The sequence below is a fragment of the Acinetobacter lwoffii genome (genome assembly GCF_024129115.1).
Classification (GTDB): Bacteria; Pseudomonadota; Gammaproteobacteria; order Pseudomonadales; family Moraxellaceae; genus Acinetobacter; species Acinetobacter lwoffii_T.
Genome location: NZ_JAMXXO010000005.1, coordinates 89,528 through 113,218, shown reverse-complemented (window position 1 = coordinate 113,218; position 23,691 = coordinate 89,528). Strand labels below are relative to the sequence as shown.

Sequence of the window (23,691 nt, the reverse complement as noted above, 5' to 3'; positions counted from 1 at the left end):
TTTTCAATCAAGATGACTTGGCAGATCAATTAACGTTTGCTGTTATAAATCTGGTCAAAGATTGCACCATTCACAAAATGGGTTTTCTGTGCATTGGCCCAGCCACCAAAGACTTCATCAATGGTAAAGGTTTTGATTTTCGGGAACTGCGCCGAATATTTGGCTAATAATTTTTCATTACGCGGACGATAGAAATGTTTAGCTGCCATTTCCTGACCCAATGGTGAATACAGGTAATTGATATAACCAGTTGCCAACCATTTATTGCCATTTTTCTCTACTGTACGATCCACAATCGCCACTGATGGTTCAGTCAAAATCGTAATCGATGGATAAACGATATCAAACTTGTCTTTGCCCAAGGTTTTTTGCGTTACTAAAGCTTCATTTTCCCAAGTCAGCAATACATCACCAATCCCACGCTCGGCAAAAGTGGTCATTGAAGCACGTGCAGCAGAATCCATCACTTTCACGTTCTTATAAAGCTTGCCGACAAATTCCTGTGCTTTGGCTTTGTTACCGCCTGGCTGTTTCTCGGCATAACCCCATGCAGACAGATACACCCAACGCGGCAAACCACCGGTTTTTGGGTTCGGCGTAATAATTTGTACGCCTGGTTTAGTTAAGTCATTCCAGTCCTTGATGCCTTTCGGATTACCTTTACGTACCATGAATACGATCGTCGAGGTATAAGGTGCGGAGTTGTGTGGGAATTCCTTTTGCCAGCCTGGCTGAATCTGACCAGATTTCACAATTTCTTCGATGTCATTGGCCAGCGCTAAAGTCACCACATCACCTTTCAGACCATCGACCACAGAACGTGCCTGTTTGCCCGAACCGCCATGTGACTGCTTGAAATTCACATCCAGACCGGTGCGGTTTTTCCAGTAAGCGCCAAATGATTTGTTAAATTCATCATAGAACTCACGCGTAGCATCATAGGATACATTTAGAAACTGACGGTCTGCTGCTTGTGAAGCAGTCGCGGTCATGCCTAAACCAGTCGCCAATAAGGCAGCACTAAATAACGATTTCAATTGAATTTTCATGGCAGCACGGAGTTTATCTTCATTAGATATAACTATATGAAATAAAATCATTTATCGCAATTCACCCTACAACATCACAACACGATAAAATAAAAGGTTTTTCTGTATTAATATTTTGTTTTTAAAAGGAAAATACTATTTATTATTCTACTTATATCTAATATATAGAATTTTATGCATTAGATATAAAGAAAATGGATAACACTTTAGCCATTTTCTTTATTGTATTTAGACTACCGCTCACTTATCTTTTTTCATTGTAAATCTGGTCATAAATCGCCCCATTCACAAAATGTGTTTTTTGCGCTTTGGCCCAACCACCAAAGACTTTATCAATGGTAAAGGTCTGGATTTTCGGAAACTGGTCTGAATATTTGGCAGCCACTTTGGCGTCCCGCGGACGGAAGAAATATTTCGCAGCAAGCTCCTGCCCTTTCGGTGAATACAAATAGTTCAAATAACCTTTGGCCAGATGGGTATTGCCATTTTTATTCACGTTTTTATCGACAATCGCTACTGATGGCTCGGCCAGAATGGAAATCGATGGATAGACGATATCGTATTTGTCTTTACCCAGCCCTTGCGTCGCCAGCAAGGCTTCATTTTCCCAGGATAAAAGCACATCGCCAATGCCGCGCTCGGCAAACGTCGTCAGTGAACCACGAGCACCGGAGTCGAGCACTTTGACATTTTGATAAAGTTTTTTCACCCGCTCTTTGGCTTTCGCATCATTCCCGCCAGGCTGTTTCAGCGCATAACCCCAAGCAGACAGGTAGATCCAACGCGGTGCGCCACCGGTTTTTGGGTTTGGGGTAATAATGTCCACACCCGCTTTGGTCAGATCATTCCAGTCTTTGATTTGCTTTGGATTCCCTTTACGCACCAAGAATACAATCGTAGAGGTATAAGGTGCCGAATTACTCGGAAACTCTTTTTGCCAGTCTTTCTCGATTAAACCTGCATTGACGATTTCTTCGATATCATTGGCCAAGGCCAAGGTTACGACATCGGCCTGCAAACCATCGACCACCGAACGTGCCTGCTTGCCTGAACCGCCATGCGACTGTTTAAAATTAACCGTTTGTCCGGTTTTCTGCTTCCAAAATTTGCCAAATTCTTCGTTATATTCCTGATAAAATTCACGGGTCGGGTCATAAGAGACATTCAGGAAATCTTTGGCAATGGAATTCTGTACTGCTGTTCCCACTAAAATTGTCAAGATTGCGGATGCTATTATTTTTTTCATTTGATGTAACTCATTGTTTATATGACCTGCACTATACAAATCAAAAATAAACATAACAATCATATATTTATAACAATATCTACAATCTATTTATGATTTTGAGATATCTTCTAACAATTAAATCCAGATACATATTCTGCTAGAAAAGTAATCTTCTGCTACAATATAAGACAGTTCTTCACGTTCTCTTCACAGTTGTCTGTTAAAAATAGGCCACCAAAACAGGAAATTACGATTTTTGGTAATTTTCCACAGAGTTATATTATTTCTTTTGTAAAAAATGTGACTTGGTTCTACTTCTTTATGATCAACTGTGATTAAATTGTAGACAGAGTATTAAAAAAACATTTTTAACAAAATAAAACCAACCAGAAGTAAGGAGGAAGTTTGGATATGAAATTTACATTATTCACAGCCAGCATCCTAAGCCTGATTATGTTGTTCTCGATTCAACTCGGTCATGCCGTCGTTGTGAAGACAGATTTGCCGAAGCCTACAGTAAGCACTGTTGAAAGCAAGACTTCGCCGATTGAAAAAGCGATTCAGCAACAAAAAACTGAAAAAACACTTCAAACAGAAGATAATCTCAAAGTCTTGACTGCATTTAAAGTCGCACCTTCGCAAAATTTCTTTGCAGAACAGAATTACCGCTTCACCCGCTTTGTCCAAAGTATTTTTTCGAGCGCTCATTCTTAATCAGCCTCAACAGCGCTGAATATTCCCGGATTTAAAAGCCACATCATTCAATGTTGAATAAAGCATTAAGTGATGTGGCTTTTTCGCTATAATAGCTGCAATTTTATATCTAAGATTAGATCCGGCTATGACTGTTCGTACTCGTATTGCACCTTCTCCTACTGGTTTTCCGCATGTAGGTACTGCCTATATCGCCTTGTTTAACTTATGTTTTGCTAAACAGCATGGTGGTGAATTCATTCTTCGTATTGAAGATACTGACCAACTGCGCTCAACGTCTGAATCTGAAAAAATGATCCTAGATTCATTGCGCTGGTTGGGTCTGAACTGGTCTGAAGGTCCTGATGTCGGTGGCCCGCATGCGCCGTATCGCCAGTCAGAACGTATGGATATCTATAAAAATTATGCCTTGGAACTAGTAGAGAAAGGCCATGCTTTCTACTGTTTTGCAACTGCAGAAGAACTAGATCAAATGCGTGCAGAACAGCAGGCACGTGGTGAGTCGCCACGTTATGATGGTCGCGGTCTGAATCTCACTCAAGAAGAAGTTGAGCGTCGTTTGGCCGCTGGTGAACCACACGTCATCCGTATGAAAGTACCAACCGAAGGCGTATGTAAATTCAATGACATGCTGCGTGGCGAAGTGGAAATTCCATGGGCGCAAGTAGACATGCAAATCCTGCTAAAAACCGATGGCCTACCAACCTACCATTTAGCAAACGTAGTAGATGATCATTTGATGCAAATCACCCACGTAATTCGTGGTGAAGAATGGATTCCATCTGCGCCGAAACATCAGTTACTGTATCAATATTTTGGTTGGGACATGCCGGTACTATGCCACATGCCACTGCTGCGTAACCCGGATAAATCTAAGCTGTCTAAACGTAAAAACCCGACCTCAATTAACTACTATAGAGACATCGGTGTACTACCTGAAGCCTTGTTGAACTACCTAGGTCGTATGGGCTGGTCAATGCCAGATGAAAGTGAAAAATTCACTCTGGCAGAAATGATTGAACATTTTGATATCAAACGTGTATCACTTGGTGGTCCGATCTTTGATGTCGAGAAACTAAACTGGTTAAACGGTCAATGGATCAAGGCACTCAGCCCGGCTGAACTTCTAGACACATTATTGGCCTGGAAAGCAGATCGTGCCAAGTTAGAAGAAATTGCGGCTGCGATTCAACCACGTATTAACCTGCTGTCTGAAGCAGTAAATTGGTCTGCACATTATTTCAACCATTTCCCGACCCTGTCTAAAGAACAGTTTGAAAGCAAGAAACTGTCGGATGAACAGGTACGTCAAAGTCTTCAATTCGCAATTTGGCGTTTAGAAAGCCTGTTCACCTGGAATAACGACACAGTGAGCCAGACCTTGATGGACCTGGCGACACAGATGGAAATCAAGCTACGTGATTTCATGCCTGCGTTCTTTATTGCGATCGCCGGTTCGACTGCATCTACACCAGTAATGCAGTCGATGGTGACCATTGGTCCGGATTTAACCTTTGCACGTTTACGTCATGCGCTGGAAATTGTCGGTGGTCCAAGCAAAAAAGAGCTGAAAGTCTGGGAAAAACTTAATGAAAGCTTAAAGTTGCCGAAAAATGAAGCAGTTGATCAAGCTTAATTAATTTTTGTGTTGACGTGTGAGCGCGATATCCCTAATATAGCGCTCACACAGACTGGGGTCATAGCTCAGTTGGTAGAGCGCTACAATGGCATTGTAGAGGTCAGGAGTTCGATCCTCCTTGACTCCACCAAATCAAGTCTTGCTTTAGCTGTGTTATTGCCTCAATTGTCCCTATCGTCTAGAGGCCTAGGACATCGCCCTTTCACGGCGGTAACCGGGGTTCGAATCCCCGTAGGGACGCCATATTCAAGATGACCATAATATATTATGGTGATCTTATAAAAAACCCAAGCATTGCGACTTGGGTTTTTTATTGCCTGTATATTTTATGTTGGGCAATATTTCGGTTTCTTCGCATCTTCCGATAAAATAATCAGTAATTTAGAATTTTGGAGTTGTAATGCAATATCGTTGCCCTAAGTGTCAAAGCCCGAAAATCATGCCGGTGGCCCAGCCAGGTCAAGCAGCTCCACGTCCGGTGGTTCCTAAAAGCCTGATGTTTCTGGTGCCCGCCCTATTCCTATTATTATTGCTAGTGATCATCAGTATCGCGATGTGGATCTTTGGTGATGGTGCAGGTACAACTTTACAGACTGCAACCGTCATCGTCTTTATTCTTTCTTTGATTGCAGGCTTTATGTTCTATAAAGATTTGCCTGATTTTAAAATTTCCATGCAGGCCTTCATGCAGACCCAAAAGAAATGGAAATGTCGTGAATGTAATCATGAGTGGGAAATCTAAGTCATTACCCACCACCCTATAAGCACAAAAACCAGCCCGAAGGCTGGTTTTTTATTTTAAAATCAGGGATTAAACACCAATTTTACGGTATTTTTGACGCTTCGCAACCAGATCATCACCATCGCGCTTACGGCGATATTCTTCAAACTCAGCATAGTTACCGGTGAAGAATTCAGGGGTTTCGCCTTCAAATGACAAAATGTGCGTTGCAATACGGTCCAGGAACCAACGGTCATGCGAGATCACCATCACAGTACCCGGGAACACCAGAATGGCATCCTCAAGCGCACGTAAGGTTTCGATGTCCAAGTCGTTTGACGGTTCATCGAGCAAGATTACGTTAGCACCCATTTGCAGGATTTTCGCAAGTTGTAAACGGTTACGCTCACCACCTGACAATTGACCGACACGTTTTTGCTGATCCTGGCCTTTAAAGTTAAAACGACCGATATATGCACGAGATGCAATTTCGTATTCGCCAATCTTCAAGATGTCTAAACCGCCAGAAACTTCTTCCCAAACCGTTTTGTTGTCATCAAGCGTGTCACGAATCTGACCCACATAAGCCACTTTCACCGACTCACCCAGTACCACAGAACCGGTATCCGGTTGTTGTTCACCGGTCATCATGCGGAACAGTGTGGTTTTACCTGCACCGTTCTCACCGACGATACCCACGATCGCAGCAGGCGGTACAACGAATGATAAATCTTTATACAGGGTACGATCACCAAACGATTTGCTGATGCCTTCAACTTCTACAACCTTGTTGCCCAGACGTGGGCCAGGTGGAATGTAGATTTCAGAGGTTTCGTTACGCTGTTGGAATTCACGCGAGTTAAGCTCTTCAAAACGCTCCATACGCGCTTTGTTTTTCTTTTGCTGGCCTTTGGCATTTGAGCGAACCCATTCAAGTTCTTTTTTCAATGCTTTAGCAAAAGATTCTTCTTGCTTGTTCTCTTGCTCTAGACGCGCATTTTTCTGCTCTAACCAAGAAGAGTAGTTACCTTGGTATGGAATGCCCATGCCACGGTCAAGCTCAAGAATCCACTCAGCCACGTTATCCAAGAAATAACGGTCATGCGTAATCGCAACGATGGTACCCGGGAAGTCTTTCAAGAAACGTTCTAACCAGGCAACAGATGATGCATCTAAATGGTTCGTCGGTTCGTCAAGAAGCAACATGTCTGGCTTAGACAAGAGCAAACGGCACAGTGCCACACGGCGGCGTTCACCACCTGAAAGCAGTTTAACATCGGCATCCCAAGCTGGAAGGTTCAGTGCAGCAGCTGCCTGATCCATCTGATTGGCAAGGTTATGTGCATCCCATGCATGGATAATGGCTTCGAGCTTTTCTTGCTCTTTTGCAAGTGCATCAAAGTCAGCATCTTCTGCTGCATATTCTGCAAATACTTCGTCAAGACGTGCCAAAGCATCCAGCGGCTCACGCAGACCATCTTCAACGTTGCCACGCACGTCTTTAGTTTCATCTAAAGGCGGCTCTTGCTCGAGATAACCGATTTTAGTACCTGGTTGTGCACGTGCTTCACCAGAGAAATCTTTATCTACGCCCGCCATAATACGAAGCAAGGTCGATTTACCTGCACCGTTTAGACCAAGCACACCAATTTTTGCGCCCGGGAAAAATGATAAGGAGATATCTTTCAGGATTTCGCGTTTCGGCGGCACCATCTTAGACACTCGGTTCATCGTATAAATATATTGGGCCACGTAGGACTCCTCAACTGAAAAACCAAATGGGGTTAAAACAACCACCCCAGCTCAAAAAAGAGCGAAAAAATAATCGGCTATTATACGCAGAAAGCTGCGAAAACATAAGGCATTGCCATGAACTTCAATGCATTGTTACAAGTTTATTGATGATGTTTTTTTAAACAGTTGTTTTCAGTAAAATAAACGACTCAAATCCAGGTCGATATATGAATATTTCATATATTTATTTCAATAAAATTGCACTTTTACTCATATGTGAAAATGCTACACTCAAGCCATAAACTTAAACAAGAAGATCAAACAGAATGAGTTATAAAGCAGAAACCCTTGCGATTCATGCAGGTTATAGCCCTGAAGCCACCACCAAAGCAGTTGCAGTGCCAATTTACCAAACTACGTCTTATGCCTTTGACAATACTCAACATGGGGCCGATTTGTTCGATTTAAAGGTACAGGGCAATATCTATACCCGAATTATGAACCCGACCACTGCGGTTCTGGAACAACGTGTCGCAGCACTGGAAGGTGGAATTGGCGCGCTGGCTTTGGCCTCTGGCATGGCTGCGATTACTTATGCGATTCAGACCATTGCGGAAGCGGGTGACAACATTGCTTCTGTGTCAACGCTATATGGCGGTACCTATAACCTCTTTGCCCATACCCTACCAAAACAGGGCATTGAAGTCCGTTTCTTTGATTATGAAAAGCCGGAAAGTCTGCGTGACTTGATTGATGAAAAAACCAAACTGGTCTTTGTCGAATCGATTGGTAATCCACTGGGTAATATTATTGATCTGGAAGCCATTGCTAAAATTGCACATGAATATGGCGTACCGGTGATTGTCGACAATACCGTTGCCACCCCAGTACTACAAAAATCTTTCGACTTTGGTGCGGATATTGTGGTGCATTCCCTGACCAAATATATCGGTGGTCATGGTAATTCAATTGGCGGCATTATTGTGGATAGCGGCAAATTCCCGTGGGGTAAATACCCTGAACGTTTCCCTGCCCTGAATACGCCTGATCCAAGCTACCATGGCGTGAACTATGTCGAAGTTTTGGGGGAAGCAGCATATATCGCACGTGCGCGTGTAGTGCCACTGCGTAATACCGGCGCTGCGATCAGTCCGCAGAATGTGTTTTTGATTCTGCAAGGTCTGGAAACTTTAAGCTTGCGTATGGAACGTCATACCGAAAATGCACTGAAAGTCGCTGAATATCTGCAAAAACATCCTAAAGTGAAATGGGTCAATTACGCCGGCCTGAAAGATCACCCACAGCATGCCTTGGCACAGAAATATGTGAAAGGTAAACCTTCTGCCATTCTGACCTTTGGGGTAGAACATGGTCTCGAAGGCGGCACACGTTTTATTGATGCCCTGCAATTGTTCACCCGTCTGGTCAATATCGGCGACGCTAAAAGTCTGGCCTGCCATCCGGCGACTACTACGCATCGTCAGCTCAATGCCGAAGAGTTAAAATCGGCAGGCGTCAGTGAGGATATGGTGCGTTTATCCATTGGGATTGAACATAGTGATGACCTGATTGCCGATCTGGAACAGGCGCTGGCGGCCGTTTAAAAAGGTGTCCGAGCCGCTTCGAAACCTCATCATTTTGGTGAGGTTTTTTTATTTATTTTCTAAAACAGCCACTTGCTTTACTTTTTATTTTCATGTTAAAAGTTAAATGAAAGAGTGAACACAAATAGAGCAATTACTCTAATTTTTATTTTAATTTCAATACTTTAATTTATAGATTTTCCTGAAGAATTGGTTATCATATCTGGACTCACCTTCGCTCTCATCTTCTATTAGAGCGCCATAGACCTTTAATAAAAATAATTTGAACGCTGACTTCAAATTAGGGATAACAAACGTGAAAACTAGACTACACAAACAACTGGAAAAACGTGTTGCAGGTAAAACCGTCCTGATTACCGGTGCATCCAGCGGTATTGGTTTAACGACAGCACATCAACTGGCTGATGCAGGTGCCCATGTTTTACTGGTGGCCCGTACTCAGGAAACCCTAGAACAAGTAAAATCAGAAATTGAAGCCAAAGGCGGCAAAGCCTCAATCTTTCCATGTGATTTAAACAATATGGAAGCGATTGATGAAGTTTCCAAACAGATTATTGCCTCAGTCGATCATATTGATATTCTGATCAATAATGCAGGACGTTCGATTCGCCGTGCCGTACATGAGTCGGTAGATCGTTTTCATGATTTTGAACGTACCATGCAGCTGAACTATTTCGGCGCGGTGCGTCTGGTGATGAATATCCTGCCGCAAATGATGATTCGTCGCGCGGGTCATATTATTAACATCAGTTCGATTGGCGTACTGGCCAATGCCACCCGTTTTTCAGCCTATGTCGCTTCAAAAGCTGCACTGGATGCCTTTAGCCGCTGCCTGTCTGCAGAAGTACATTCACATAAAATCGCAATCACATCGATCTATATGCCTTTGGTGCGTACCCCGATGATTGCGCCGACCAAAATCTATAAATATGTACCGACGCTTTCCCCAGAACAGGCGGCTGACCTGATTGCCTATGCGATTGTGAAACGTCCGAAAAAAGTGGCGACCGGTTTGGGCCGCCTGGCTTCCATTACCTATTCAATTGCACCGGATATCAACAATGTCTTGATGTCGATTGGCTATAACCTGTTCCCAAGTTCAACTGCATCTGTGGGCCAACCACAAAAATTAAACTTGGTGCAAAAAGCATATGCACGTCTGTTCCCGGGCGAACACTGGTAATTTTTTATACGGTTTTCATACGAATAATTTAATGGAAATGCGAGCCGCCGACCGGGCGGCTTTTCTCTGTCTCAGTTTTGCAAGATATGGAATAAAGTGAACTGATTTAAAAAACCACGACACAGCCTGTCCTGATCAACACAGATTTTTGCCGCAAATGCTGCGAGATCACGTACACTATCAGCGGATATTTCCTATCCGTATTTTTATATTTTGATTGAAATGATGGAAACCCTTATGAACAACGCGCAATGGCTCGATGAAGTAAAATTTAACGAACAAGGATTAGTCCCTGCCATTGCCCAGCATCATCAAACTGGACGTGTGTTGATGGTAGCCTGGATGAACCGTGAAGCCTTGGCTTTAACTGCCGAAAAAAATCAGGCAGTGTATTTCTCTCGTTCACGCAGCAAGTTATGGCATAAGGGCGAAGAATCAGGACATTTTCAGACCGTACATGAAATCCGTCTGGACTGTGATGCCGACGTGATTGTGCTGCAAATTGAACAGCATGGTGGTATTGCCTGCCATACCGGCCGTGAATCATGTTTCTATCGCAAGCTCACGCCAATGGGCTGGGAAATTGTCGATGCACAGCTGAAAGATCCGTCTGCGATTTATGGTGAAAAATCCACGAATCCGCATACGCTGGCGATGCAAGCGTCAACCGCGCAATCTGAGCAGGTCGAAGTCCTGTCTTATCTGGGCCAGATGATGGCAGAACGCAAACAGGCCGATCCGGACTCCTCTTATGTGGCCAAGCTGTATCATAAAGGCCTGAACAAGATTCTGGAAAAAGTCGGTGAAGAAAGCTTTGAAACCGTGCTGGCAGCCAAAGACTTTGATCAGGATGCTTCGGCAGACCATAAAAATGATCTGATCTATGAAGTGGCAGATCTGTGGTTCCATACCATCGTGATGCTGGGTTATTTCGACCTGGATGTGCAATTGGTATTAAATGAACTGGCACGCCGCCAAGGCTTGTCCGGTCTGGTCGAAAAAGCCAACCGTCAGCATTAAGCCTTGAATTCATCTGTGTCTGATTTAAAAAAACCGACCGCGACCTATGAGCAGGCCACTGCCATTGATAACGCACGTCTGGGCAAATCCTTTAAAGTGATTGCCTATGCAGGCACAGGTAAAACCACGACCCTGCAAATGATCAGTGATGCCATGCCACAAAGACGTGGCATGTATCTGGCTTTTAACAAGGCCATTGCCAGTGAAGCGCAAGCCAAATTTCACCGGGGTGTCGATTGCCGTACTTTTCACTCGCTGGCGTTTCGCAGTGTTCCACGTGGAGTCACCGATAAATTGCGTCTGCCACGCTTGAGTCCGAGTTTTATTGCCAAAGAATACCGGCTTGAACCGATGACCATGCGCCGTATGATGGGCGGACGCTATGAGAAATATGTCTTGATGCCTTCGCGTCTGGCAAGTTTGGTTGCCAATGCTGTCGGTTATTTCTGTTCGACCAGTTCGCAATACCCTGCTCCACGGCATATTCAGGCTCCAAGCTGGTTGCATCCGGATGATATCGAGACTTTACAGAAGAAACTTTATCCGGCAGTCGAACGACGCTGGTTAGAGTCGATTGATCCAAATCATCAGGCCGGCATCGGTCATGACATTTACCTGAAACTCTGGGCGCTGTCCGAGCCGAATATCCCAGCCGATTATGTACTGTTCGATGAAGCTCAGGATGCCGATCCCTTAATGCTGGGAATTCTGCTAAAACAGCGCAGCACCCAGGTAATTTATGTCGGAGATGCGCATCAGCAGATCTATGCCTGGCGCGGTGCAGTCAATGCCATGCAGCAACTGCCTTTACCTGAATCACGTCTGACCACCTCATTTCGTTTTGGTCCTGAAATTGCCCTGAATGCCAATGCCATTTTAGGTGCCCTCAATGAGACTGTGCCTTTGCTTGGCAATCCGCAATTAGATTCTAAAGTCGTGAATAAACCGCATACCAAAATGCGCGATGCAATTTTATGCCGGACCAATGCCCGCGCCATGGAATTGCTATTGGCCGGACTGGTACGCGGTGACAAAGTCAGCCTGCAAGCCGATCACGTCAAACTGAATCGTTTTGTCGATGCAGCTGCGATGCTGAAACAGGGTAAACGGGTCGTTGATGTGCCGGAACTGGCCTGGTTTAACTCCTGGCATGATGTCCATGAATACTGTGAAACCAATGAAGGCAGTGACATCAAGCCACTGGTCAAACTGGTGGACGAACATGGCACCGATCCGCTGAAAAAAGCTCTGGCTAAAATCACACCAATTGCCCAGGCCGATTATATTATTTCCACGGCGCACAAGGCCAAAGGCTTAGAGTGGGATCGGGTTCATATTGAAGATGACTATCAGTTTAAGCTGAATGAAAAAGACCATAAAATTAGTGATGAAGAATTAAGATTACTTTACGTGGCCTGTACACGTGCTAAAGTGAGTTTAAATATTCATCACATTTATGACCTGATTCAGCAACTGAAGATCAAAATGCCGCAGTCGCTTCGGCAGGCAGTCGGTTAAAGTGCATGGCATGGATGTAAACCTCATAGGACAGGTAATCTATGCACATCCAAGCGCTTCAACTGAAACACACCCTGCATTTTTCCGACATTCAGCTCCAGTTTAATTATCCGCAATGCCCGGTCACCTTGATTCTGGGCAATCAGGGAACTGGCAAAACCACGCTTTTACGTTTTAGCTATCAGGCACTGACCTGGTTTGCAGCCCGTTATCGCGACAGCCGTGCCGCGGGTCTGGTGATGCAAGATCAGGACATCATGCAAAACCGGCTGCAATCCAAAATCGATATCCAGATTGGTTTTCCTGAAGAGATGGGCAGCTTGCCAGAATCCAGTCAGTCTGAGCCTGCGAACCTACAAAGCTGTTCATGGCAAATCTACAAGACTTTAAACAGTCAGGGGCTGGGTTTTAGCAAAGCAGAAACCTCACAGCTTGAAAGTGTGCTCAGCTTGTATCAGAAAGCCCGCTTGCACGATCCCCTGCTCGGCTTGCCCCTGATTGCCTATTATCCTGCTGAACGTTTTACCAATGAAGTCAATCTGCTCAACAAAAATAACCCGGCCATTCTCCAGTCCGCACATGCTTATGAAATCACTGCGATTCCTTTCACCACCTTTGCCCGTTTTTTTGAATGGTTTCGTGAAATCAGTGATATTGAAAATGCGCAAAGTGCTAAGCTTATGGATCAGATTTTGGCGCGTGCCTTACAGCAGCCAGAGGATATTCGCGGAGATGAACTGGCCCGGCAGATCGAGAAAGCCCAGGCACATCTGCATGCACCAAATCTCGCCGCTTTAAAACAGGCGTTGTCACTGATCCTGCCAGAAGTCAGCCAGATTTATTTAAAATACCAGCCCAAGCTGCAACTGATGGTAACCTATCAGCAACAGACCTTTAGCTTCCAGCAACTGCCCAACAGTATCCGCAACTGGATTGCGCTGGTGGGTGATATTGTGCGGCGTCTTTGTCTATTGAATCCCAATAGTTTATTTCCATGTCAGGAAGGTACAGGTGTTTTACTGATTGATGCGATTGATCATCAACTGGATCAGGAGATGGCAGCAGTAATCCTGTCACGCCTGCATCAGGCTTTTCCTAACTTGCAGATTATTGCAACCGGCAACCGGCCTGAATTACTAGAACAGGCGCAAGGCTTTCAATGTCTGAAACTGGAAAATAAACAGCTGCACCCCATTCATCTTGAAAGTATGAAAACCCAGTTTGATCAGATCTACGCAGAGCTGGAATTGCAGCGAAATAAAGACCTATCTTCCGAAGATACTTTATTGGAAACGGTCACCGAACCCGTCACACTGCTTGCAGTATTGCAAATGATCCGGGAACAGCTCAATCCGGAACAGCAACAAGAATTGCTCGCTTTACTTGCTCAGGAGCATCATCCGACGCTACCTCAGTCGCTCTAAACAGATTCAAAAAAATAAGAGCGACTGTTTGAGTAAACAAGGAAGCCTTTCCAGCATTCTGTTTTGCTAGGATTGAACTGTTTTGAGTCAAATTTACAATCAATGCCTGCAATTTAATCTTAATTTTCGGTCACTTCTAGATGATCTGTTTAAGCATGCAGCGCCTGTTAAAACCGAGCCGGCGTATAATTTATAAGTTCTACATAAAAACGTTGATGTTGTTGTTATCCTGTAATATGATCGGTTTTATTTGCGAATTTCATTGTAAAATCGGAATTTGCTATCGTTTATAAGTTGCGCAATACAACTGTTTTATATTCTTTTTGAATATTCTTTTGGCTTTCAAGGTTGAGAAGTTTGGGTCGCTCCTTGTGGTCCTGTAGTCCTTGAAAGATAAAGATTCACCTTAGGTTGGTCAAAACCTAAATCATGACAATGGATACGAGTGTGCTGCCGATTATTATATTGTTACCGTTAGTATTAGGCACAACCCTTGTCTCGTGGCTGAAGCAATTTTCGCGCGGGGTAACGGCTTTAGGGGCAATTGGTGTCAGCCTCAGCAGTTTCTTATTATTATTGAGTCAGGCGCCTGCCATCTTTGATGGTGCAGTGATGACCCAGACCTGGTCCTGGCTGCCCCAGCTCGGCATTGATTTCAGTTTTCGCCTGGATTCTCTGGGATTGCTGTTTGCCTTGCTGATCAGCGGAATTGGCACCCTGATTTATATTTATGCCTATTATTATCTCAATCCAAAAAATTCACTGAGCAAACTGTATCTCCTGCTGATGCTGTTTATGGCGGCGATGCTCGGAATTTCATTGTCGAATAACCTGATTATCTTATTGGTTTTCTGGGAACTGACCAGTATTTCATCCTTCTTGCTGGTAGGTTACTGGAGCAATTACGAAGCGGCGCAACGTGGTTCGCGTATGGCTCTGACCATTACCGGAATGGGTGGTCTGGCGATGCTGGGCGGTTTTGTCCTGCTCGGTCAAATCACCGGCACTTATCAGCTTGACCAAATCCTGATGATGACTGAACAGATTCAGTCGCATCATTTATTTGTTCCAACCTTGTTGCTGATTTTACTCGGCGCCTTTACCAAAAGTGCGCAGTTCCCGTTTCACTTCTGGTTGCCCAATGCCATGGCTGCACCGACACCGGTCTCTGCCTATTTGCACTCGGCCACCATGGTCAAAGCCGGTTTATTCCTGGTCGCACGTTTGCTCCCGATCTTTGCCGGTGCTGCACTGTTTCATAATATTGTGACCTTTGTTGGTCTGTTTACCCTGTGCATGGCCGCCTTCTTTGCCATTTTTAAGGAAGACCTGAAAGGCTTGCTCGCCTATTCCACCATCAGCCATTTAGGTCTGATCATGTGTCTGCTCGGGATTGGTTCACCATTGGCTGTTGCAGCAGCGATTTTCCATATTATTAACCATGCCACCTTTAAAGCGGCACTGTTTATGATTGCCGGCATCATCGATCATGAATCCGGGACTCGTGACTTACGTAAACTGTCTGGCCTATGGCAATTACTGCCATTTACCGCCACGCTGACCATGATCACGGCAGCATCCATGGCGGGTGTACCGTTGACCAATGGTTTCCTGTCTAAGGAAATGTTCTTTACCGAACTGGTCGCCAGTTTAAGTGGTCCACTTATGGTCGGCTCTGCTATTGTCGCGACACTGGCCGGGATTTTTGCGGTGGCTTATTCCATTCGACTGGTGCATGGAGTCTTTTTCGATGGTCCGCTAGGCAAGCAGGTCCCGAATAAAGATGCACATGAACCTGCCTTTGGTATGCGCGCACCGGCCACTTTGTTAGCAATTTTATGTATTTTAGTCGGTCTATTACCGGCTCTTCTGGTGGAAAAAATTGTCAACAGCACTACTCAAGCCACCACCCAGAATTTTGCCTTTGAAGGCACTCATCTGGCGCTTTGGCATGGTTTCAACCTGCCCCTTCTGATGAGTGTGATTTCTCTGCTCGGCGGAACAATCTTTTACTTTTCTCTCGCCAAAGGTGGCGTCTTACGTGAAATCGACTTGGATCCAAAACTGGGTCGCTTACAGGGCCGGGTGCTGTTCGATCTATTTTTGAAAAATTTGCTGCTGAATTCACGTCGTTTCCGCCGTTCCACTGAAAATGGCAAATTACAAAGCTATTTATTGTGGATTGTAATTTTTACCGTCGGGCTGGTGGGGCTCCCATTACTCAGCAATGCGGTGGGTACAGGTACGCGCGAGCTGACCCATGCTCCTGCCCTGGCGATTATCCTGTGGTTACTGCTGTTCTCTTCCTGCTGGATGCTGTTGTGGTTCCATCATGAGCGGATTAAAGCGGTACTCATTAGCGGTGCAGTCGGCCTGGTCGTCACCATGGTCTTTATCGGCTTCTCGGCGCCCGATCTGGCATTGACCCAGATTACGGTCGATGTGGTCACCACGGTTCTGCTCCTGATGAGTTTATCTTTACTGCCTCAGTTAACACCGTATGAATCGAGTCCGACCCGTCGCTGGCGTGATGCCATTATTGCCTTGGGCGGCGGTCTCGGGATTGCGGCAATTGCCTGGCTGATCATGACCCGTGATCACAATTCCATTTCATGGTTCTTCCTGCAACAGTCCATTCCTCTGGGCGGCGGCACCAATGTGGTGAATGTGATTCTGGTCGATTTCCGTGGTTTCGATACCTTCGGCGAAATTACTGTACTCGGCATTGCGGCGATTGGTGTTCTGAGCCTGATGGATGGCATGCGTGCGCATGGTACCACCATGACTCAGGGCCTGACCTATCGTTTTAACCCATCCCCGCTGATGTTGCGTATTACCGCATCCTGGATTTTGCCGGTCGCGCTGGTGGTCAGCCTGTATATCTTTTTGCGTGGCCATAACCTGCCGGGCGGTGGTTTTATTGCCGGACTAGTGACTTCACTGGCACTTATTATTCAATATATTGCAGTGGGACAGGACAAAACCGAACAGTTGCTTGGCGCCAAATCCGGTCGCCTGTATGAAATCTGGATCGGGATCGGCTTAACGATTGCAGGGTTGACCGGAATCGCGGCCTGGTTCTGGTCACGTCCATTCCTGACCAGTGCACATATTTATGTCTCTCCGCCCATCATTGGAGAAATGCATCTGGCTTCGGCTGCACTGTTTGATGTCGGCGTCTATGTCACTGTTGTCGGTGCGACCATGCTGATGATTTCGGTCTTGGGCGATTCACGTCACTCAAGCATGACTGGCCCCGTACCAAGAGGATAATAGAATGATCAGTTTAGAATTTTTATTAGCCTCTGCGATTGGCCTGCTGACAGCCACAGGCATTTATCTGATCCTGCGTGCCCGTACCTTCCCGGTGGTATTGGGCTTGGCCATGATTGGTTATGCGGTCAACCTGTTTTTATTTGCCATGGGCCGGATTCAGATGAATTCGCCTGCAGTATTAACCGAAGCCGCGAATGTGACTGACCCTCTACCTCAGGCACTGGTGCTGACGGCCATCGTGATTGGCTTTGCCACCACTGCCTTTATTGTCCAACTGGCACTGCGTAGCCGCTACGAATCAGGAACAGACCACGTTGACTCAAAAGAAGATATCCCCCAGATTGATCCACGTGAGGATGAGCCTTAATGACTGATCTTCTCAATTTCTGGACTCAACATACTCCTATTTTCAGCATTCTTTTGCCGGCCTTTACCGCTTTTGCCTTGGTACTTTTGGGAAATCCGGGTGCAGGCTCTCTGATCACGGACTGGCGTCAACCCTGGCGTCGCGGTATCAGCCATCTCTCGGGAATCTTGGGCCTGATCATTGCTGTCAGTTATCTGATAAACAGCAGTCAGGGCCAAATCAGCGTATACACCCTCAGCGAATGGGCAGCACCATTCGGGATCGTGCTGGTGCTGGATCAGCTCTCGGCCATGATGCTGGTGTTGACCTATGCGCTCGCCTTGCCTGTGGTCTGGTATGCCAGCAAAGAATGGGACTTACGTGGCCGTTACTTCCATGCCATGGTGCATTTCCTGCTGATGGGCTTGACTGGGGCATTCCTGACTGGTGACTTGTTCAACCTGTTCGTGTTCTTTGAAATTTTGCTGATGGCGTCCTATGTACTACTGTTGCATGGACAAGGTAAGGCACGTTTTCAGCTGGGAATTCACTATGTCACCATTAACCTGCTGGCGTCTGCGCTGTTCCTGATTGGACTCGGGATGATTTATGGCAGTGTCGGCAGCCTGAATATGGCTGATGTGGCCCGTTTGCTGCCAACCCTTGCAGAAGATCAGCATAAACTGGCGGTTGCTGGTGGCTTGATGCTGTTTGTGGTGTTTGGAATCAAAGCAGCAATGCTGCCGGTGGGTTTCTGGTTACCCAAAACCTATGCAGTAGCCACGACTCCTGTTGCCGCGCTCTTTACCATCATGACCAAAGTCGGGGTTTATGCGATTTTGCGGATCAACGGCACGGTTTTTGATGATGAATATAGCCATCAGATTCTGATGAACTGCCTGCTGGTGATTGGCCTGGTCACATCCGTCTATGGGGTGATCTGTGCGATTGGCACCGAACGTCTGCGCCGTTTTGTCGGTTTTATGGTGCTGTCTTCAGTCGGAACGATTTTGGTGGCCATTGGCCTGAATAATACTGCGGCTTGGGCGGGTGCGCTATATTACCTGGTACACAGCACCCTGATTGCGGCCGCCTTTTATATTCTGTCGGGTTGGATTACCTCGCAGCGCGGCGAATTTAAAGATCATTTTAAAATCGCCCCACTGATGAAACAGAACAAGCTGGTTTCGATTGTCTATTTCATCATCGCTTTGATGATGGCAGGCCTGCCACCGTTTAGTGGATTCTTCGGTAAAGTCTTTATTTTGCAGGCTTCTGTCCATTCAGACTATCAGATGATCATTATTCTGACTATTTTACTGGTAAGTTTCCTCAGTATTCTGGCCTTTACCCGGGTCGGTTTTATCCTGTTCTGGCGTTCGAGCAGACCTGAAGATGATCTTGATTCTGAAGAGTTTCATAAATATGAAGCCCTACCGAGTAAAGCACCGGCACGCAATGACCGGGTGATTTATATATTGCTTGTGAGCTTAACCGCCTACGTGGTGTTTGCCGGACCGATTTATCAATATAATTATCAGACTGCGGAACAGATCAAAAACAATTCGGTCTATGAAGCCGCGCTGTTAAAACCGGATGCAGAAGGTCAGTTTATTAGCGTCCAGCCATTCGATCCGAAGTATTTGCCAGAAACCAAATATGGTGGTGAGGTGATAGATCCTAATGCGCATCTGATTCCTTATGTGATTTCAGAAGCGACCTTGAAAGGTGAACATATTTCAGAATTCAAGCAACGCCAGATTGACCAGCAGCACATTGAACAGACCGAATATGATGATAATCAACTTAAACCGGCGGAGGGACCTTAATGGCTGAATCATTATTTCAACGCTGGTTCCCGCATCCGCTGGTTTCTGTGATTGTGGGACTGAGCTGGGTTTTACTGGCACACAGCCTGGACGCTGGAACCCTACTGATGGCCTTGCTACTCGCGGTGATCATTCCACGTATGGTCGAACCCTTTATTGACTATACCCCGAATATCCAGTGGACTCCTGCCCTGCGCCTGTTCTTTGTCGTAGTTTGGGACATTGTTGTAGCCAATATTAAAGTGGCCAAACTGGTGCTAGGACCGACGAAGAATCTGCATCCAAAATGGTTCCGAGTGCCTTTAGACACCGAACATGAAGAAGTCAACACCTTGCTGGCGATGATTATTACCACCACGCCGGGTACGGTATCTGCAGGTATTGACCAAGATCGTGGTGATATTCTGGTGCATGCCTTAAGCACAGAGGATGAAGCAGCAGAAATCGAAACGATCAAACAGCGCTATGAACGCCCGCTCATTGAGATTTTTAATGCACGATCAGGAGAAAAAGCATGACGATTCTACCTTATGCATTATTGATTTGTCTGGGTGCGGTAACCATCTCCATGTTACTGTGTCTGATCCGGCTGATTACCGGCCCCTCTATTGTGGACCGCCTGCTGGCACTGGACACCCTGTTTTTGAATGCCACCTGTCTGGTGGTGATTTTAGGCATTTACTGGAGCAGCACATTTCTGTTTGAAGGCGCTCTCTTGGTCGCGATGCTGGGCTTTGTCTCTACCGCAGCCTTGGCACGTTATTTTACCACTGGCCATGTCATCGACTAGGAGTTTTTAAATGTCTTTAATTTTAGAAATACTGGTGTCGATTTTCTTATTGATTGGTGCTTTCTTTATGCTGGTCGGTGGGATTGGAATGGTGCGCTTGCCCGATCTGTTCATGCGTCTGCATGCACCGACCAAATCCAGTACTCTGGGCCTCGGCAGTTTCTTAATCGCAGCAATTATTTTCTCGGCCATGTATGGCCGTTTCGGCTTTGCTGAAGTGCTGATTACCCTGTTTGCCTTTATCACTGCGCCGGTATCCGCCAATCTGATGGCACAGGCTGCATTGCATTTGCGATTACGTTCTTTGAGTGGCGAAGTGCCGGAAACGCTGGAACGTCCCCTGCCCTGGCAGCGTTCACGCCGTCGTACCTTTTATGAAAAGAAAATCAATCGTAATGATGATTTAGGTTAATTGAGCAAGCAATTCAAGTTCTTCTAAATCTAAAAAATCTAGAGATAAAAAAGCCACCCGAAGGTGGCTTTTTTAGTCCTAAGACTTATTCATCATCTTTTTTTGCTTCAGCTTCAGGTAAGTCCTTCACTGCTTCAGCGATCAGACCAAACATATAGTTCCCATATGCATTGGTCTTATCGTAATGGAAACGTAGACGAGGCGTAATACGGGTTTTGATACGACGACTCAGCTCGTGGCGCAAGAAACCAGATGCTTTGTTCAACACATCCAAAGTTTCTTTATTGGCCTCTTGGCTTTGCTCATCGCCAAGTTCACGTCCCATTACAGTGACATAAACTTCCGCATATCCCAGGTCTGGGCTCACCTTCACCGCAGAGATGGTCACGAGACCACCTAAGCGTGGATCTTTCAGCTCCTGACGGATCAGTTCTGACAACTCGCGTTGTACTGTATCCGCCATACGCTTCAGACGTTGACTACCCGCCATTAAAGACTCCGTTTAATCAGTTGAACATCGTACACTTCGATCTTATCAAGTGCTTTGATGTCTTTATAGCCTTTCACCGCAAGACCACATTCCATACCGGCACGAACTTCTTCAACCACTTCTTTGTAGCGACGAAGAGATTCAAGCTCGCCCTGGAACACAACCACGTCATCACGTAATACGCGAATCGGTTTGTTACGATGCAATACGCCTTCAAGTACCATACAGCCTGCAGCCGCACCAAATTTACTTGAGTGGAATACTTCACGTACTTGTGCAACCCCCAGAATCGTTTCACGATGTTCTGGTGCAAGCTTACCGCTCATTGCTGCTTTCACATCATCAATCAATTGATAGATGATTGAGTAGTAACGAATGTCGATACTGTCTGCATCTGCTTTTTGACGCGCAGCGTTGTCCGCACGTACGTTAAAGCCGAGTAGAACTGCTTCTGAAGATTCAGCCAATGTCACGTCAGACTCAGTGATCGCACCTACACCAGAACCGATGATACGTACTTTAACTTCGTCAGTCGCAAGCTCAGCAAGTGCTACATGCAAGGCTTCCAGTGTACCGCGTACGTCAGTTTTCAACACAACATTTACGATAGGCACATCTTTCTTGCCCATAGACGCCATGATGTTTTCAAGACGCATTGCAGATTGACGCTCAAGACGTTTTTGACGTTCACGATCCATACGCGCATCGGCAACTTCACGTGCTTTCTTCTCGTCGCTCACCACAAGAACTTCATCACCAGCCATTGGCGCTTCTGGAAGACCCAGAATTTCCACTGGAATCGAAGGACCTGCAGATTTGATACGCTGACCATTTTCATCCGTCATCGCACGAACGCGACCATAAGATGAACCGGCAAGAACAAGATCACCTACTTTCAATGTACCGTTTTGAACCAGAATAGACGTTACCGCACCACGGCTGTTATCTACACGTGCTTCAATTACGACACCTTGTGCAGCACCTTCTTCAGATGCTTTAAGCTCTAGAAGTTCAGCTTGAATCGAAATAATATCAAGAAGTTCATCAATGCCTTGACCAGTATGTGCAGAAACCATGGCCACTGGAACGTCACCACCCCATTGTTCTGGCACGATTTCTTTCACAGTCAATTCATTCAATACGCGATCTGGATCAGCAGATTCTTTATCCATCTTGTTGATTGCAACAATGATTGGCGTACCCGCAGCACGTGCATGGTCAATCGCTTCCGCAGTTTGTGGCATTACACCATCATCTGCTGCAACAACCAGTACCACGATATCTGTTGCTTTCGCACCACGTGAACGCATTGCAGTAAATGCTGCGTGTCCCGGAGTATCGAGGAATGTAATCATACCTTTATCAGTAGTTACATGGTAAGCACCGATATGCTGTGTGATACCGCCTGCTTCGCCAGCAGCCACTTTGGCACGACGAATACGGTCAAGCAGTGATGTTTTACCATGGTCAACGTGACCCATAATGGTAACAACAGGCGCACGCGTAGATTGCGCACCACGTGCTTCTTCAGCTGCTTCAAGCAAGTTATCTTCAGCTTGTGTATCAGAAACCAGTACCGGATTATGGCCCATTTCTTCAACAACAAGTGCAGCAATTTCTTGATCAATCGCCTGGTTCTGAGTCACTAGCTCACCCATTTTCATGAGTGATTTAATCACTTCACGAACCTTAACTGCCATTTTCGCAGCTAAGTCAGCAACAACAATCGTTTCACCGATTTCAACATCGTAAACTTGTTTTTTCACAGGTTTTTCGAAGCCGTGCTTGTTGCCCTGGCTGGTTTTTAAACCGCGCTTAGGCTGTTTGCTGAAGCTTTGCTCTTCCTGACCACGACGACCACCTTTTTTAGGTGCACGCGCGCTCGGCGTATTCGTACCACGTTTGATTTCGCGGTCTTCTTTTGCAAAAGAGTCTTCATATGCCTGGCCAACAAGACCGGCAGCCAGAGGAGAATCATCAACAACACGAATAGTTGCAGTGGTATCTTCCGCGGTGTACTTAGACGCCATTTGACGCATTTGTTCAAGCGTACGTTGCTGCGCTTCTTCAGCCGCTTTACGACGTGCTGCTTCTTCAACAGCTTTTAATTTTGCTGCTTCTGCTTCACGTGCCTTTTTCTGTTCAGCGGTTTCAGTTGGTTTAACAACTTGCTTCACAATCGGCTTGTTGGTTGATTTGCGTTTTACCACAACTGCAGCTTTAGAAACTTCTTGCTTGTCGCTGGTTTGCTTTGCAGCAGCACGCATCGCTTCTAGAGCTTTATTCGCGTTATTTACGCCAGTTTTTGGAGCTTCAGCAGAAGCAGCTTGCGCTGTATTCTGCTCAGGCGCAGCTTTGGCCTGTTGCTCAGCCTTGGCTTTCGCCAATGCTTCTGCTTTGATCTGTTCTGGATCCGGCTTAACAAATGTATGCTTCTTGCGAACTTCTACATTAATCGTTTTCGCCTTACCTGAAGTACTGGCTACTTTAGCCGTACTAGTCGTTTTACGTTTCAACGTGATTTGCCCTGCTTGGCTTTCCGAACCCTGTGACTTTTTCACATGGTTCATCAAGCTATCTTGTTGTTCGGTGGTAATAATATCGTCAGCTTTACGCTGTGGTAAACCTGCCTCACGAACCTGCTCTAGGAGCTTCTCAACTGGACGACCCACGTTGAGGGCTAACTCTTTAATCGACTTGTCCGTCATATACTA

19 protein-coding genes and 2 tRNA genes are annotated in these 23,691 nt (G+C 45.8%); 16 read left to right on the top strand and 5 right to left on the bottom strand.

Features of this window, described 5'->3' with window-relative positions; genetic code table 11:
* Window positions 1–29: 29 nt before the first annotated feature.
* Both NI470_RS06550 and NI470_RS06545 read right to left on the bottom strand, forming a co-directional pair.
* A complete protein-coding gene (locus tag NI470_RS06550; RefSeq protein WP_253147980.1) occupies window positions 30–1,049 on the bottom strand; it encodes a sulfate ABC transporter substrate-binding protein in 1,020 nt (339 codons plus the stop codon).
* A gap of 244 nt (window positions 1,050–1,293) precedes the next feature.
* Window positions 1,294–2,295, bottom strand: a complete 1,002-nt coding sequence (locus NI470_RS06545; RefSeq protein ID WP_253147981.1) for a sulfate ABC transporter substrate-binding protein — start codon at window positions 2,293–2,295, stop codon at window positions 1,294–1,296.
* Window positions 2,296–2,688: 393 nt separating this feature from the next.
* On the opposite strand from NI470_RS06545, the gene NI470_RS06540 reads away from it, so the two are divergent.
* The 5 genes from NI470_RS06540 to NI470_RS06520 all read left to right on the top strand — a co-directional run bounded on the left by NI470_RS06540 (window position 2,689) and on the right by NI470_RS06520 (window position 5,372).
* Window positions 2,689–2,991 (top strand): hypothetical protein, encoded by a 303-nt coding sequence (locus NI470_RS06540; protein WP_004281126.1) that lies wholly within the window; start codon window positions 2,689–2,691, stop codon window positions 2,989–2,991.
* A 127-nt stretch (window positions 2,992–3,118) separates the two neighbouring features.
* The gene (gene gltX, locus NI470_RS06535; RefSeq protein ID WP_253147982.1) at window positions 3,119–4,627 is read left to right on the top strand and encodes a glutamate--tRNA ligase; all 1,509 of its coding nucleotides are present in this window, start codon (window positions 3,119–3,121) and stop codon (window positions 4,625–4,627) included.
* A 57-nt stretch (window positions 4,628–4,684) separates the two neighbouring features.
* Window positions 4,685–4,760: transfer RNA gene (locus NI470_RS06530), tRNA-Ala, on the top strand.
* Between the two features lie 37 nt (window positions 4,761–4,797).
* A tRNA-Glu gene (locus NI470_RS06525) sits at window positions 4,798–4,873 on the top strand.
* Between the two features lie 157 nt (window positions 4,874–5,030).
* On the top strand, window positions 5,031–5,372 hold the full coding sequence (locus tag NI470_RS06520; RefSeq protein WP_004281123.1) for a membrane protein: 342 nt from the start codon (window positions 5,031–5,033) through the stop codon (window positions 5,370–5,372).
* A gap of 69 nt (window positions 5,373–5,441) precedes the next feature.
* Here the strand turns inward: NI470_RS06520 and ettA are convergent, their stop codons facing one another.
* Window positions 5,442–7,103 (bottom strand): energy-dependent translational throttle protein EttA, encoded by a 1,662-nt coding sequence (gene ettA / locus NI470_RS06515; protein WP_005168915.1) that lies wholly within the window; start codon window positions 7,101–7,103, stop codon window positions 5,442–5,444.
* Window positions 7,104–7,411: 308 nt separating this feature from the next.
* On the opposite strand from ettA, the gene NI470_RS06510 reads away from it, so the two are divergent.
* The 11 genes from NI470_RS06510 (at window position 7,412) to NI470_RS06460 (ending at window position 20,487) form a co-directional block, all read left to right on the top strand.
* On the top strand, window positions 7,412–8,689 hold the full coding sequence (locus NI470_RS06510) for an O-acetylhomoserine aminocarboxypropyltransferase/cysteine synthase family protein (protein ID WP_004644934.1): 1,278 nt from the start codon (window positions 7,412–7,414) through the stop codon (window positions 8,687–8,689).
* 295 nt (window positions 8,690–8,984) lie between these two features.
* Window positions 8,985–9,872: an SDR family NAD(P)-dependent oxidoreductase gene (locus NI470_RS06505; protein WP_004644933.1), complete on the top strand. Its 888-nt coding sequence runs from the start codon at window positions 8,985–8,987 to the stop codon at window positions 9,870–9,872.
* 237 nt (window positions 9,873–10,109) lie between these two features.
* A complete protein-coding gene (gene hisIE, locus NI470_RS06500) occupies window positions 10,110–10,892 on the top strand; it encodes a bifunctional phosphoribosyl-AMP cyclohydrolase/phosphoribosyl-ATP diphosphatase HisIE (protein ID WP_180037265.1) in 783 nt (260 codons plus the stop codon).
* Between the two features lie 15 nt (window positions 10,893–10,907).
* Window positions 10,908–12,410 carry a UvrD-helicase domain-containing protein gene (locus NI470_RS06495; protein ID WP_253147983.1) on the top strand — a complete coding sequence of 501 codons (1,503 nt, stop codon included), beginning with the start codon at window positions 10,908–10,910 and terminating at the stop codon, window positions 12,408–12,410.
* Between the two features lie 41 nt (window positions 12,411–12,451).
* Window positions 12,452–13,834, top strand: coding sequence for an ATP-binding protein (locus NI470_RS06490; RefSeq protein ID WP_253147984.1), 1,383 nt, complete (start codon window positions 12,452–12,454; stop codon window positions 13,832–13,834).
* A 435-nt stretch (window positions 13,835–14,269) separates the two neighbouring features.
* Complete coding sequence (locus tag NI470_RS06485; protein WP_004281115.1) at window positions 14,270–17,107, top strand: monovalent cation/H+ antiporter subunit A; 2,838 nt, start codon at window positions 14,270–14,272, stop codon at window positions 17,105–17,107.
* Window positions 17,108–17,111: 4 nt separating this feature from the next.
* Window positions 17,112–17,477: a Na+/H+ antiporter subunit C gene (locus NI470_RS06480; RefSeq protein ID WP_114541783.1), complete on the top strand. Its 366-nt coding sequence runs from the start codon at window positions 17,112–17,114 to the stop codon at window positions 17,475–17,477.
* Window positions 17,477–19,285, top strand: a complete 1,809-nt coding sequence (locus NI470_RS06475) for a monovalent cation/H+ antiporter subunit D (protein WP_253147985.1) — start codon at window positions 17,477–17,479, stop codon at window positions 19,283–19,285. The genes NI470_RS06480 and NI470_RS06475 overlap by 1 nt, the downstream gene beginning before the upstream one ends.
* Window positions 19,285–19,803: a Na+/H+ antiporter subunit E gene (locus NI470_RS06470; RefSeq protein ID WP_253147986.1), complete on the top strand. Its 519-nt coding sequence runs from the start codon at window positions 19,285–19,287 to the stop codon at window positions 19,801–19,803. Before NI470_RS06475 ends, NI470_RS06470 begins: the two co-directional genes overlap by 1 nt.
* Window positions 19,800–20,075 carry a monovalent cation/H+ antiporter subunit F gene (locus NI470_RS06465; protein ID WP_005108490.1) on the top strand — a complete coding sequence of 92 codons (276 nt, stop codon included), beginning with the start codon at window positions 19,800–19,802 and terminating at the stop codon, window positions 20,073–20,075. Before NI470_RS06470 ends, NI470_RS06465 begins: the two co-directional genes overlap by 4 nt.
* 10 nt (window positions 20,076–20,085) lie before the next feature.
* On the top strand, window positions 20,086–20,487 hold the full coding sequence (locus NI470_RS06460; protein WP_253147987.1) for a Na+/H+ antiporter subunit G: 402 nt from the start codon (window positions 20,086–20,088) through the stop codon (window positions 20,485–20,487).
* A gap of 85 nt (window positions 20,488–20,572) precedes the next feature.
* Here NI470_RS06460 and NI470_RS06455 read toward each other — a convergent pair whose 3' ends face one another.
* Both NI470_RS06455 and infB read right to left on the bottom strand, forming a co-directional pair.
* Window positions 20,573–20,977 carry a ribosome-binding factor A gene (locus NI470_RS06455; protein ID WP_004281108.1) on the bottom strand — a complete coding sequence of 135 codons (405 nt, stop codon included), beginning with the start codon at window positions 20,975–20,977 and terminating at the stop codon, window positions 20,573–20,575.
* Window positions 20,977–23,685: a translation initiation factor IF-2 gene (gene infB / locus NI470_RS06450; protein WP_005248396.1), complete on the bottom strand. Its 2,709-nt coding sequence runs from the start codon at window positions 23,683–23,685 to the stop codon at window positions 20,977–20,979. The genes NI470_RS06455 and infB overlap by 1 nt, the downstream gene beginning before the upstream one ends.
* Window positions 23,686–23,691 lie beyond the last annotated feature (6 nt).